Source organism: Pseudomonas sp. ICMP 3272, from assembly GCF_001466905.1.
Taxonomy (GTDB): domain Bacteria; phylum Pseudomonadota; class Gammaproteobacteria; order Pseudomonadales; family Pseudomonadaceae; genus Aquipseudomonas; species Aquipseudomonas amygdali.
Window position 1 is genome coordinate 1 of record NZ_LKEK01000108.1, and the last position, 14,095, is coordinate 14,095.

The window sequence follows — 14,095 nt, forward strand, 5'->3', positions numbered from 1 at the left end:
GCGGTCATTCGCAATGCAGGTATTTTGGTCAACAAGAAGGTTGTAGAACGACTGATGGCAGAACTGGGCCTGCGATCAGTGGTGCGCCCCAAAAAATACCGCTCCTATAAGGGCGTAATCGGAACCATTGCGCCGAATTTGCTGGAGCGCAATTTCAGCGCGCCACGCCCGAACCAGAAGTGGGTGACCGCTGTGACTGCGTTCAAGGTAGGCAATCGCAAGCTGTATCTCTCACCCGTGATGGACTTGTACAACGGTGAAATCGTGGCGTATGAAGTGTCGACAAGGCCGAGCTTTGAGCTGGTCACCAGCATGCTGGACAAGGCGTTGCAGCAGTTGCAGGACGAGCCGAAGCTTGTGATGCACTCGGACCAGGGCTGGCAGTATCATCACGCGCAGTATCGCCATAAGCTATCGGTACGAGGCGTCAAACAAAGCATGTCCCGTAAGGGCAACTGCCTGGACAATGCGGCAATGGAAAGCTTTTTCGGTACACTGAAATCCGAGTTTTTCTACCTGAAACAGTTTGAAAGCATCGATGAGTTGAAAGCAGGTCTGGATGAGTACATCCACTACTACAACCATGACCGCATCAAGCTGAAGCTCAACGGTCAAAGCCCCGTAAAGTACAGGGCTCAGGCGGCAAGCTAAACCGTCCAACTTTTGGGGGGCAGTTCACCGCGTGGGAATGCCGTTCGTGACGCTCTGCGTCACAGATATGTGCCGCCCCGCACAATCAAGACCGGACGCAAAGCGTCCAGAACTGCATGCGACGCGGAGCGCCGCACGATAGCTGGGATTATCGTTCCGCACGCTCCAGCGTGGGAATGCCGTTCGTGACGCTCTGCGTCACACAAGCCGCTCGGCAAGCCCGTGCAGAAACGCCTCGGCAAGCACCACGTTGTCATGCCGCTGATCAACCGTTGTCGAGCTGCGCAGCCCGTTGACCGAGCACTGTTCAAGCAGCACCGCTTCAGCCCGGGCAATCTGCCCTGGCGCACGGCTCTGCCCGGCCCACCAGCAATCGGCCTGTACGTTGAGCGTTTTCAGGGTAAATGCCTGGCTCAGCTGTGCGTTGGCTTCCAGTAGTTTGTAACCGGTTTCGATCTCGTCCTGCACGGCGATGTCCTGGAATATGCTGCGCAGGTTGTCGGCGTTCATGCCGGCCTCCAGCGCGACATGGTCGACTACCCAGTCAATCACCTCGCCCTCGCTGAACAGCGACTGCCGGGCGGTTTCGATCAGCCCCACAATCGACGCTTCCTGCAAGCCCGGCACAAACGCCTGCAGGCTCTTGATCAGGCTGCGGTAGTAATTTTCGCCCTGTTTCTGCGTGGTGACCTCCGGAGCTTCTTCGACCCACTGCATCCCGACCGAGGCAGGCAGTTGGGTGTCCACCAGCCCGAGGAAACTCACCGCGTCGCCCTCACGCTCAAGCACATGCGCCACCTCGATGGCCAGCGCACCACCCATCGACCAGCCAAGCAGGTTGTAAGGCCCGTGCGGTTGAGTCATACGGATTTGCTCGACGTAGTAATCGACCATTTCCTGCCACGACGTATCAAACCAGCCCGGCACCACGTAAGCCTTGTTGACCAGCCCGTAAACCGGTCGGCTGTCGCTCAATTGACCCGCCAGCGGGTAATACGAGTACGTGCCGCCACCGCCCGGTGGCAGGCAGAACAATGGCGCGTTGTCTGATCGACTGGCGTTCATGGCGATGACTGCCGATTTGACCTTAGCCTCGTCGCTACGCATGAAATCGGCCAGCTCACCCAAGGTCTGCATCAACAGAAAATCATGCAGTTTGATGGAGACATCAAACGTCTCGCGAATCCTGCCTGCCAGCGAAACCGCCAGCAGTGAGTGGCCGCCCAGGGCGAAGAAGTTATCGTTGAGCCCTACCCGTTCGACCTGCAGCACCTGCTCCCACAACGCGGCAAGACGTTGCTCGAATTCCGTGCGTGGCGCGACGTGGCCTTGCTGTGAACGAGCCACGTCCGGTTTGGGCAGTGCCCGGCGATCCAGCTTGCCGTTGGCGGTCAGCGGCATCACCTCGATGAAGACAAAGTATGTCGGCACCATGTAATCCGGCACGTGAGCCTTGAGGTGCGTTTTCAGGGTTTCGCGCAGAGCGTCAGGCTCCTGAGCAGCATCAGTGCGCACCAGATACGCCACAAGCTGCTTGCCGGAAGGCCCGTCAATGTCGATCACATTGGCTTCTCGCACACCGGCATGCTCATGCAGACGCGCTTCGATTTCGCCCAGTTCGATACGCAGGCCGCGAATCTTCACCTGATGGTCGATACGCCCGGCGTATTCGATAACGCCTTCATCGCGATAACGCGCCAGATCGCCGGTGCGGTAAAGACGCCCGCCCTGCTCGTCGAACGGGTCCGGCACAAAGCGTTCAGCCGTCAGCGCAGCGCGGTTGTGATAACCCCGCGCCAGACCGATACCGCCGAGGTACAGCTCTGCCGCAACGCCCTGCGCGGCAGGCAGCAATCCGTCGTCGAGGATATGGGTTTTCAGATTATCGATGGGTCGACCAATCGGCACGCTGAGCACGTCGTCCGGGGTGCAGGTCCAGTGGGTGACGTCGATAGCCGCTTCGGTCGGGCCGTACAGGTTGAACAACCCCGTCTGCGGCAGACGCTTGAGCACCTGAGCGGCCAGTTCGGCAGGCAGTGCTTCGCCGCTGCACACCACACGACGCAAGCTGTTACAGCTTTCTACCTGAGGATGGGTGAGAAACGCCTGGAGCATCGACGGGACAAAGTGCAGCGTCGTGACCTGATGTTCGCGGATGGTCTGCACCAGCCGCTCCGGATCGCGATGATCGCCCGGCAACGCCATGGCCAAACGTGCTCCGGTCAGCAGCGGCCAGAAGAATTCCCACACCGACACGTCGAAACTGAACGGGGTTTTCTGCAACACCGTATCGCTGCCATCCAGCCCGTAGGCCTTCTGCATCCAGTGCAAACGGTTGACCAGAGCGCGATGGCTGTTGCCTGCGCCTTTTGGCTTGCCGGTCGAACCCGAGGTGTAAATCACATACGCCAGATTCAGCGGATGGCTGAGGTTTTCCGGGTTGACAGTGCTGTAACCGGCCAGCCAATCGCCTTCCTGATCCAGACACAGGCTTTGTATCTGCGCAGGAACCGGCAGGCGTTCCAGCAACAAAGTCTGGGTCAACAACAAACCAATGCCGCTGTCCTGCATCATGTACGCCAGCCGATCCTCGGGGTAATCCGGGTCCAGCGGCACGTAAGCGCCACCGGCCTTGATGATTGCCAGCAGGCCGATGACCAGTTCCAGACTGCGCTCGACACAAATCCCCACCAGCACATCCGGACCAACACCCGCTTCACGTAAGCGATGCGCAAGCTGATTGGCGCGAGCGTTGAGTTGCCCATAGCTGAGTTGTTCGGCGGCGAAAATCAGTGCCGGAGCGTCCGGCGTGGCCTGTACCTGGGCTTCGATCAGGCTGTGCAGGCAATGCTCGCTCGGGAAATCGGCGGCGGTAGCGTTCCAGTCCCCCAACACCTGCTGCTCGGGACCACTCAACAAAGACAGCTCACCAATCGCCGCCTGCGGATCGTGCACCAATGCCTGCAAAACCTGCCTCAGATGCGCCGACAACTGCGCCATGTGCTGCTCGCTGAAATGCTGGCGGGCATAGCTGAAGCGCATCGACAGGGTTTCGCCCAGATTGACCACCAGAGTCAGCGGGTAGTGGGTCTGCTCCTGGGTGTGCAGGCCACCGAACACCAGCCCCTGCGGCGCGGACTGTTGCAGCGCTTCGGACACCGGGTAGTTTTCGAACACCAGAATGTTGTCGAACAGCGCCTCGCCAGCGCTGCGTGCCCAGCGTTGAATCTCGTACAACGGCGTGTGTTCATGCTCACGCAGGGCGATGTTCTTCGCCTGCACCTGCTGTACCCAGTCCGCCACCCGCTGTTCCGGGCGCGGACTGGCGATCACCGGCAAGGTGTTGATGAACAGCCCCAGTTGCTCCTCAACACCCGGCAGGTCAGCCGGACGCCCGGCCACGGTAGCGCCAAAGGTCACGCTGGACTGCCCCGTGTAGCGTTGCAGCACCAGTAACCACGCCGATTGCACCAGCGTGTTGAGGGTGACGCGCTGCTCGCGGGCAAACTCGCTCAACTGGCGGGTGCCATCGGCATCGATCAGTTGCAGGTAATCACCATGCCCCTGCTCGCTCCCGGACGCTTTGAAGGCCTGAACCAGCCGGGTCGGCTCGTCCAGTTCGGCAAGCTGGCCGGTCCAGAAACGTTCGCTGAGCGCAGCATCCTGGCGTTGTAGCCATTCGATGTAGTCACGATAACGGCTGACTTGCCTCGGCAGCGTCTGGCCGCTGTAGCGTTGCAGCACCTCGCCCAGCAGGCGCGAGCTGCTCCAGCCATCCATGAGAATGTGATGGCTGGTGTAGATCAGTTGATGCGTCTGCTCGCCAGTGCGCAATACGGCCAGGCGCAGAAGCGGCCCCCGAGCCAGGTCGAAGCCCTGCTGGCGATCGGCATTCGCCCAAGCGTCGATCCATTCGCCTGATTGCGCGCGGGCATCCAGTTCGACGAACGGCATGCTGACATCGCGCAACACCACTTGCAGCGACTGCTCAAGATGGCTGACAAAGCCGCTGCGCAGTACTTCATGAGCATCCAGCGTGGCCTGCCAGGCGGCGCGGAAACGCGGCACGTCCAGGCCACTGACCTCGACGCGCATCTGGTTGATGTAATTGCCCGCTTCCTGCTCGAACAGGGTGTGGAACAACATGCCCTGCTGCATCGGTGCCAGCGGGTAGATATCTTCGATCTGCGCCGCAGGGATTGGCAAACGGCTCAACTGCGACTGGCTCAGGCGTGCCAGCGGGAAGTCCGACGGAGTTACCCCAGCCACGCCATCAGTGGTGCAATGCGCAATCAATTGTTGCAGTTCAACCGCATATTCGTCGGCCAGCCGCTGCACGGTGTCACGTTCAAACACCGCACCGCTGAAGGTCCAGCTCAGGCGCAATTCGCCGCCATACACCTGACCATTGATGCTGAGCGGCGCACTCAGCGGCGCATCGGCGCTCTGCGACGCGCCGCTGCTCTCGGCCGAGGGCGTGAACAGCGCGCCTTGTGCGTCGAAGCTGCCGTCGAACTGCCCGAGGTAATTGAACACGATACTGCCCAGCGGTAACGCTTGCAGGGTCTGCCGCGCAGATTCGCTGCCCAGATAACGCAGGGCACCGTAACCAATGCCCTTGTCAGGCACTGCGCGCAGCTGTTCCTTGATGGCCATGAGCGAATCAGCCAGCGTGGCCTGCGGCGTGAGCCGGACCGGGTACAGGTTGCTGAACCAGCCGACCGTACGGGTGATGTCCAGCGTGTCGAAGAGGTCTTCGCGGCCATGCCCTTCCAGACGAATCAGGGCATGCGGCTGCGCGGTCCAGCGACTGACCACCCGCGCCAACGCGGTCAGCAGCAGGTCGTTGATCTGCGTGCGATAAGCCGCCGGAGCGTCTTGCAGCAGTTGCCGGGTCTGCTCGCCATTCAGTTGCGTGACCACCGACAGCGCGTGCTTCTGTTGCTGACCGCCGTGCGGGTAATCGCAGGGCAAGGCGTCGCTGACGTCCTGCAACTGCGTCTGCCAATAATCCAGTTCCTGCGCCAGCACAGGGCTTTGCGCATAGGCCTGCAAGTGCTCGGCCCAGCTTTGCAGCGAGCTGGTCTTCGTAGGCAGCGCCAATGGCCGGCCTGCTGCGATGGCGCCATACGCCTGTTGCAGGTCTTCCAGCAGCACCCGCCACGACACACCATCCACCACCAGGTGATGGATCACCAGCAACAAACGCTGCTCGCCCTGCGGCAAGTCGATCAGCACCGCACGCAGCAACGGGCCGTTTTTCAGGTCCAGACTGCGTTGTGCTTCATCGGCCAGTTCAGGCAAGCGCTCGGCACTGTCCAGTTCGTGAGTCCACAGCAGGTCGCGCGTGTTCAGCGCGCTGAAAGTGGCTTGCCACTGGCCGTTCTGTTGGGTGAAACCCAGACGCAGCGCGTCGTGCTGTTCGATCAGTGCAGTCAGTGCAGCTTGAAGATGGATTGCATCCAGCGTTTGCAGGGGCTTGAGCATCAGCGCCTGATTCCAGTGCTGACGCTCGGGAATATCCTGTTCAAAGAAACGTGCCTGAATCGGCAGCAACGGCAGCGAGCCACTGACCTGTTCTGCCGCCGCAGCGGGTTTTTTCTGGATCAGTTTTGCCACCGAGGCCAACTGGCCGATGGTCTGCTTTTCGAACAACTGCTTGGGGCTGAGCTTGATGCCCTGGCGCTTGGCGCGAGCGATGATCTGCAGACTGAGAATCGAGTCGCCGCCCAGTTCGAAGAAGTTGTCGGTGCTGCCGACCTGTTCCAGCTTCAGTACGTCCGCCCACACGACGGCGAGCTTTTCCTCGATCTCGCCGACTGGCGCGGTGTAGCGCTGTTTGACCACCCCGGGTTTAGGCAAGGCGCGCTTGTCGAGCTTGCCGTTGGCGGTCACGGGCAGCCTGTCCAGCAGCATGATCTGCGCGGGCACCAGGTATTCGGGCAAGCGCGCAGCCAGTTGCTCGCGCAGGCTGTCGACATTCAGGTTCACACCGGCCGCCGCAACACAGTACGCCACCAGTTGCAGACGTGTTTCGTCGCTTTCCAGCGGCTGCGCCAGCACCACGGCTTCGGCGACGTTTTCCAGGGTTTGCAGCAACTGGCCGACTTCCCCCGGCTCGACCCGGTAACCGCGGATTTTCACCTGATCATCCGCGCGCCCCAGGTACTCCAGCACGCCGTCCACCCAGCGCGCGCGGTCACCCGCACGGTACAGGCGCTGACCATCGGCATGCGGGTCCGGCACGAAGCGTTCGGCGGTCATCGCCGCACGGCCCAGATAGCCCTGCGCCAGACCGCGACCGCCCAGATACAGCTCGCCTGCCACACGTTCGGCAACCGGGTTGAGATAGGCGTCCAGCACCCGCGCTTTGCCATTGGCCAGTGGTTGACCGACCGGCACACTGCGGCAAGCGTCAACGCGCTCGGCGACTTCATGGGTGAGGATGCCGACCGTGGTTTCCGTCGGGCCGTAGTGGTTGACGATCCGGCAGCCCGGTTTGAGCGCGCGGATTTGCTCGATCAACGCCCAGGAACTGGCCTCACCGCCCAGAATCAGCAATTGGCCCGGCAGCACGTCGGCCGGGTTGGCGGCTTGCAGCAGCCCCTGCAAATGGCTGGGTACGATTTTCAGCACTGCAACCTGATGCTCGGCCATGTAACGGGCGAAGCCATCAGGGTCGAACGCCTGCTCATGAGACAGCAGATGCAGCGGCCGACCGGACGCCAGCGCACCAAACAGCAAGGTATGGCCCAGGTCTGCGGCGACCGTCGACACCATCGCCATGCTCGCCCCGTCATCCAGCGACAGGCGCTCAAGCACGCCCTGCACGTAGTTGGCCAGCGCGCCGTGGCTGATCACCACGCCCTTCGGCTGCCCGGTGGAGCCGGAGGTGTAGATGATGTAAGCCGGTTGCTCGGCGATGACACGCACATTCAACGCACTGCCATCCACTGCGGACCACAGCGCAGCATCGAAGGCCAGTACCGGGCACACACCCAGTTGCGCGGCCTTGTCGTCGCCGGAGGCGTGAATCAACAACGCCGCGCCGCTGTCACGAACCAGTTGCTGCAAACGCTCGGCAGGTTGTGCGCTGTCCAGCGGCAGGTAAACGGCACCGAGTTTGAGCACCGCCAGCAGGCTGACCACCCATTCCACAGAGCGGTCCAGGCACAGCGCAACGGTCATGCCCGGCTTGATGTCCTGCGCATGCAGGTAGCGGGCGAACTGGTTACTGCGTTGTTCAAGTTCATCAAAGCTCAACACCTGCTGGCCAACGCGCAACGCGGTCTTGCCACGTCCGATGCGCAGGCCCTGTTGCCACAGGCTGAGGAAGTCATCGCAGGCAAAATCGGCACTCTGCTCAGCGACCGGCAACGACACTGCTTGCGGCTGATCAGCCAGACGCTGGTCAGTGTCCACGACCAGTGCCTGCATCACAGCACGCAGCGCATCGGCCATACGCTCGATGGTCGATGGCTCGAACAGGTCGGTGGCGTAAGTGAAATAACCGCGTATGCCGCGCGGCGTGTCGGTGAAGTCGAAGGCCAGATCAAAGCGTGCATCGCTGCTGCCAATCGGAAACTCATCGACGGTCAGGCCCGACACACGTTGCCCGCTGTCTTCGGCCGCCAGCACATGCTGATTGATCTTGAACTGGAACAACGGGTTGTGGCCCAGATTACGCTCGGGTGCCAGCGCGTCCACCAGATGTTCAAAGGGCAGCTCCTGATGCGACTGGGCACCGGTCACGACCTGTTTCACCTGATCCAGCAACTGCGCAAAGCTCTGCTGCTCATCCACCTGCACACGCAGAACCTGAGTGTTGATGAAGAAGCCGATCAGGCCTTCCAGCTCGCTACGGGTGCGCCCGGCGTTGGGCGCACCAATGCGAATGTCGGCCTGACCACTGAAACGCGACAGCACCACCGACAGTGCCGCCAGAGTCAGCATGAACAAGGTCTGGCCGCTATTGCGCGCCAGGCTTTTCAGCTGCGTAGACAATTGTTCCGGCACATCGACGCGCACCGTCGCGCCACGCTGGCTCGGTTGCAGCGGACGCTGATGATCCAGCGGCAGGCTCAATAGCGGATGCTCAGTGCCCAACTGCTGCTTCCAGTAGTTCAACTGCCGCTCGCCCTCCCCGGCTTCCAGCCATGCGCGCTGCCAGATCGCGTAGTCGGCATATTGAATGGCCAGCGCAGGCAATTGCGCTGGCTGCCCGGAGACCTGCGCCTGATACAACTGCACAAACTCACGAATCAGCACTTCGCCGGACCAGCCATCGGAGACGATGTGATGCATGCACACGGTCAGAACGTGCTCGGCTTCGCCCAATTGAAACAGCCTGACCCGCAGTAATTTACCGCTGAGCAAATCGAAGGGCTTTTGCAGCTCGGCGCGCACCTGGTTTTCGATGTCGGCTGGCGCAACCGAGGCAAACTCAAGGGCAACGGTCGCCTGCTGAAGAATCTCCTGATAGAACGCGCCGTCCTCGGAAACAAACCGGGTGCGCAGGGTTTCGTGACGCTGCACCAGATTGTCCAGCGCTGCGCTCAATGCCTGCCGGTCCAGCGGGCCATTCAGACGCACTGCCATAGGCACGTTGTACGCGGCGTTGCCCGGTTCCATCTGCCAGAGAAACAGCATGCGCTGCTGAGCGTAGGACAGCGGGATACGCGCTACATCATGCCGGGTTACAGCAATGGGCAGCAGTTTGAAGCTCTGCCCGGTCTCGTGCATCTTGTTCAGAATCTGGCGGCGCTGTTCGACGGGCAAACCAACGAAACGCTGGGCGATACGCTCTGCTGCAGACTTGTCCATGTCAGATACCCGCCATTTCATTCATCATTTTTTCAATATCGGACAAGCCGTCGTCGGTCAGCGACAAGCCGCTGCTGGCGAAAGCCTGAATAAATTCGTTCAATTGCGGTTTCTCGAAAATCAGGCGCAGCGGGATGTCGATCCCCAGGCCCGTGTGAATTCTGGAAATCAGTTGCGTGGCCAGCAGCGAATGGCCGCCCAGTTCGAAGAAATCGTCGCTCAGCCCGACGCGCTCGACTTTCAGCACGTCGGCCCAGATCGCAGCCATTTGCTGCTCCTGCTCAGTCGACGGCGCAACGTACTGGCGCTGCAACTGGCTGGCGTCTGGTGCTGGCAGGGCTTTGCGATCCAGCTTGCCGTTGGCGCTCAGCGGCATGCTTGCCAGCCAGACGAAGTGGGTCGGCACCATGTAATCGGGCAGTGTTTCCTTGAGATACGCCTTGAGTGCATCCCGCAGGTGATCGCCACTGTGCTCAGCCACCAGATAGGCTGCCAGCTGCTTGCCGGACGGGCCGTCAACGTCGACAACTACAGCTTCCTGAACGTTTTCGTGTTCCAGCAGGCTGGCTTCGATCTCGCCCAGTTCAATACGCAGGCCGCGAATCTTCACTTGATGGTCGATACGCCCGGCGTATTCGATAACGCCTTCATCGCGATAACGCGCCAGATCGCCGGTGCGGTAAAGACGCCCGCCCTGCTCGTCGAACGGGTCCGGCACAAAGCGCTCAGCCGTCAGCGCCGCGCGATTGTGATAACCCCGCGCCAGCCCCACACCGCCCAGATACAGCTCTGCCGCAACGCCTTGCGCGGCGGGCAGCAAGCCGTCATCCAGAATGTGGGTTTTCAGGTTATCAATGGGTCGACCAATCGGCACGCTGAGCACGTCGTCAGTAGTGCAAGTCCAATGCGTCACGTCGATAGCCGCTTCGGTCGGGCCATACAGGTTGTACAAGCCCACTTGCGGCAGACGTTTGAGCACCTGAGCGGCCAGTTCGGCAGGCAATGCTTCACCGCTGCACACCACACGACGCAGGCTGTTACAGCTTTCCACCTGCGGATGAGTCAGAAACGCCTGGAGCATCGACGGGACAAAGTGCAGCGTCGTGACCTGATGTTCGCGGATGGTCTGCACCAGCCGCTCCGGGTCGCGATGATCGCCCGGCAGCGCTACTGCCAGACGTGCGCCGGTCAGCAGCGGCCAGAAGAATTCCCACACCGAAACGTCGAAGCTGAACGGGGTTTTCTGCAATACCGTATCGCTGCCATCCAGCCCGTAGGCCTTCTGCATCCAGTGCAAACGGTTGACCAGGGCGCGATGGCTGTTGCCTGCGCCTTTTGGCTTGCCGGTCGAACCCGAGGTGTAAATCACATACGCCAGATTCAGCGGATGGCTGAGGTTTACCGGGTTGGCAGTGCTGTAACCGTCAAGCCAATCGCCGTCCTGATCCAGACAAAGGCTCTGTACTTGAACCGGCAGGCGCTGTAGCAGTGCACTCTGGGTCAACAGTAAACCAATACCGCTGTCCTGCATCATGTAGGCCAGACGGTCTTCGGGGTAATCCGGGTCCAGCGGCACGTAAGCGCCACCGGCCTTGATGATCGCCAACAGGCCGATGACCAGCTCGACGCTGCGCTCGACACAGATACCCACCAGCACATCGGGGCCGACGCCCGACTCGCGCAAGCGATGAGCAAGCTGGTTGGCGCGGGCATTGAGCTGCGCGTAGCTGAGTTGTTCAGCGGCGAAGACCAGCGCCGGGGCGTCCGGCGTGGCCAGCACCTGCGCCTCGATCAGGCTGTGCAGACTGTGCTCGCCAGGGAAATCGGCAGCCGTGGCGTTCCAGTCGCGAATAATCTGCTGCTGTTCGGCAGCGTCAAGTATTGGCACCTCAGCGATACGCTGACCCGCATTGGCGCAAATGGCTTGCAACAGCGCGAGCCAGTGCCCGGCCATGCGCTCGATGGTGCTGCGTTCGAACAGCGCGGTGGCATAGGTCAGGCCTGCGCTCAAAGCGCCATCGTGTTCGGCGGTATTGAGGGTCAGGTCGAACTGTGCCGGATAGCTCTCGGACGTCAGCGCTTCGACCTGCAAACCGGGCAGTGCGCGCACCTCAGCACTGGCCTGGCTTTGGTGGTTGAACATCACCTGGAACAGCGGGCTGTGACTGAGGCTGCGTTGAGGTTGCAGTGCCTCGACCAGCTGTTCGAACGGCAGTTCCTGATGCGCCTGGGCTTGCAGGGCCGCATGTTTGACCTGTTGCAGCAGCTCGCTGAACGTGGTGTGCAGGTCGAATTCGGCGCGCAGCACCTGGGTGTTGACGAAGAAACCGATCAGGCCTTCGGTTTCCGCGCGGGTGCGGTTGGCAATCGGCACGCCGACACGAATGTCCGGCTGGCCGCTGTGGCGATGCAGCAAGGTCTGGAACGATGCCAGCAACAGCATGAACAGTGTGACGCCCTGTTGCCGCGCGACCTGTTTCAAGTCGTCGATCAACGCTGGCGCCAGCTCGACCGCCAGCCGCGCACCGGCGTGGCTTTGCACCACCGGGCGCGGGTGATCGGCGGGCAATTCCAGAATCGGCTGCTGGTCGCCCAGTTGCTGCTGCCAGTAATCCAGCTGTCGCGTCTGTTCTCCGGCGTCCATCCAGTTGCGTTGCCACAGTGCGTAGTCGGCGTATTGCATGTCCAGCGCGGTCAACTCCACCTCACGGCCCTGGCTATAGCCTTCGTACAGGCGCACCAGCTCATCGACCATGATCGGCATCGACCAGCCATCGGAAACGATGTGGTGCTGGGTCAGGATCAGCACGTGTTCGTCAGCAGCAAGATTCAGCAAGCGGACGCGCAACAGCGGGCCCTGTTCCAGATCGAACGGGCGCTGCATTTCCTGCTCCACGCAGGCTTCAAGGGTTTGGCCGGCAGGCACGGACTCGACCATCAGGGTCAAGGCACGCGGCGCATGGATGATCTGCACAGCCTGTTCGCCCTGCTGGCGGAAGGTGGTGCGCAGGGTTTCGTGGCGGGCAATCAATGCGCTGAAACTGTGCTCCAGCGCGGCAATGTCCAGCGAGCCGCTCAGACGCAGGGCCGCAGGAATAGTGTAAGCAGTGCTTTCTGGATCAAGCTGCCAGAGAAACCACTGGCGCTGCTGTGCGTAAGACAAGCCCAGCGGCTGGCTGCGGTCGGCCTTGATAAAGCGTGGCGCAGCATTGCCCTGCCCGTTGCCCGCCGCCAGCGCAAAGGCTGCCAGATCACGCGCTTCGAACAGGTCGCGCAACGCCAGTTCGACGTCCAGTTGCTGACGGATGCGCGAGATCACCTGAGTGGCCAGCAACGAATGCCCGCCCAGCTCAAAAAAGTTGTCGCTACGCCCGACCTGCTCGACTTTCAGCACATCGGCCCAGATCGCCGCCAGTTGCTGCTCAAGCTCGCCTTGCGGCGCAATATAGGCCGCCTGCAACTGGCTGGCATCCGGCGCAGGCAGCGCCTTGCGGTCCAGCTTGCCGTTGGCGGTCAGCGGCATCTTGTCGAGGACGATGAAATGCGTCGGCACCATGTAATCCGGCAGATGCGCACGGAGCTCGGTCTTCAGGGTTTCGCGCAGGCTTTGCTGATCCTGACCAGGCTCGGCTGTGACTAAATACGCGGCCAATTGCCCATCCACGGCCAGCACGATCACTTCGCGCACGGCCGGGTGCGCTTGCAGCCGCGCTTCGATTTCGCCCAGTTCGATGCGGAAACCACGGATCTTCACCTGATGGTCGATACGCCCGGCGTATTCGATCACTCCGGCAGCGCGATAACGGGCCAGGTCGCCGGTGCGGTACAGGCGACCGCCTGCTGGAGAACGGGTCCGGCACGAAGCGTTCGGCAGTCAACGCCGCGCGGTTGTGATAACCGCGCGCCAGACCCGCATGGCCAATGTGCAGTTCGCCGCTGCAACCCTGGGCAACCGGGTTGAAATCCGCGTCCAGCACGTACCACGACAAATCCGGGATCGCCTCGCCAATCGGGCTGGCCGGGTTTTGCGTGTCGGCCTCGGTTTCACGTACCACGACAAATCCGGGATCGCCTCGCCAATCGGGCTGGCCGGGTTTTGCGTGTCGGCCTCGGTTATCGGTCGGTAAGTAACATGCACGGTGGTTTCAGTGATGCCGTACATGTTGATCAGTTGCGGTGCATGATCGCCAAAACGGTCGAACCACGGCTTCAGGCTGGCGACGTCCAGCGCTTCGCCACCAAAGATGACTTTCTCCAGCGACATCGACACAGGCGAATCACACGCCACACGCATCAACTGCTTCGCCACCAAAGATGACTTTCTCCAGCGACATCGACACAGGCGAATCACACGCCACACGCATCAACTGCTTGAACGCCGACGGCGTCTGGTTAAGCACTGTGACGCGCTGTTCAACCAGCAGCGCATGGAACTCTTCCGGCGAACGGGTCACTTCGCGCGGCACGATCACCAGTCGGCCGCCATGCAGCAGCGCGCCANAGCGCGCCAAAAATCTCCCACACCGAGAAGTCGAAGGCGAACGAATGGAACAGCGTCCACACGTCCTTTTCGCTGAATTTAAACCAGTCATCTGTAGCGGCAAACAGGCGCATCAGGTTG

General features: G+C 61.3%; 6 protein-coding genes. 1 reads left to right on the forward strand and 5 read right to left on the reverse strand.

The features are described 5' to 3' along the window. Positions 1-651 (forward strand): IS3 family transposase (locus tag AO068_RS24365; protein ID WP_058409688.1); only part of this gene is annotated, 651 nt, incomplete at its 5' end. A gap of 198 nt (positions 652-849) precedes the next feature. On the opposite strand, the gene AO068_RS24370 is transcribed toward AO068_RS24365, so the two are convergent. From AO068_RS24370 to AO068_RS29875, 5 genes are all read right to left on the reverse strand, one after another. After that, positions 850-9,474 carry an amino acid adenylation domain-containing protein gene (locus AO068_RS24370; RefSeq protein WP_058409689.1) on the reverse strand — a complete coding sequence of 2,875 codons (8,625 nt, stop codon included), beginning with the start codon at positions 9,472-9,474 and terminating at the stop codon, positions 850-852. A 1-nt stretch (position 9,475) separates the two neighbouring features. Further along, positions 9,476-13,261 (reverse strand): amino acid adenylation domain-containing protein, encoded by a 3,786-nt coding sequence (locus AO068_RS29860; protein ID WP_442963741.1) that lies wholly within the window; start codon positions 13,259-13,261, stop codon positions 9,476-9,478. Between the two features lie 87 nt (positions 13,262-13,348). Then, positions 13,349-13,783: an AMP-binding protein gene (locus AO068_RS29865; RefSeq protein WP_161936612.1), complete on the reverse strand. Its 435-nt coding sequence runs from the start codon at positions 13,781-13,783 to the stop codon at positions 13,349-13,351. Then, entirely contained in the window at positions 13,752-13,946 is a 195-nt protein-coding gene (locus AO068_RS29870; RefSeq protein WP_442963742.1) for a hypothetical protein, read from the reverse strand. The genes AO068_RS29865 and AO068_RS29870 overlap by 32 nt, the downstream gene beginning before the upstream one ends. After that, on the reverse strand, positions 13,888-14,088 hold the full coding sequence (locus AO068_RS29875; protein ID WP_442963745.1) for a hypothetical protein: 201 nt from the start codon (positions 14,086-14,088) through the stop codon (positions 13,888-13,890). The genes AO068_RS29870 and AO068_RS29875 overlap by 59 nt, the downstream gene beginning before the upstream one ends. Positions 14,089-14,095: the final 7 nt, after the last annotated feature.

What these genes read in the sequence shown, in the direction of transcription:
- AO068_RS24370 (WP_058409689.1), bottom strand. Translation starts at nt 9,474, where the DNA reads ATGGACAAGTCTGCAGCAGAGCGTATCGCCCAGCGTTTCGTTGGTTTG.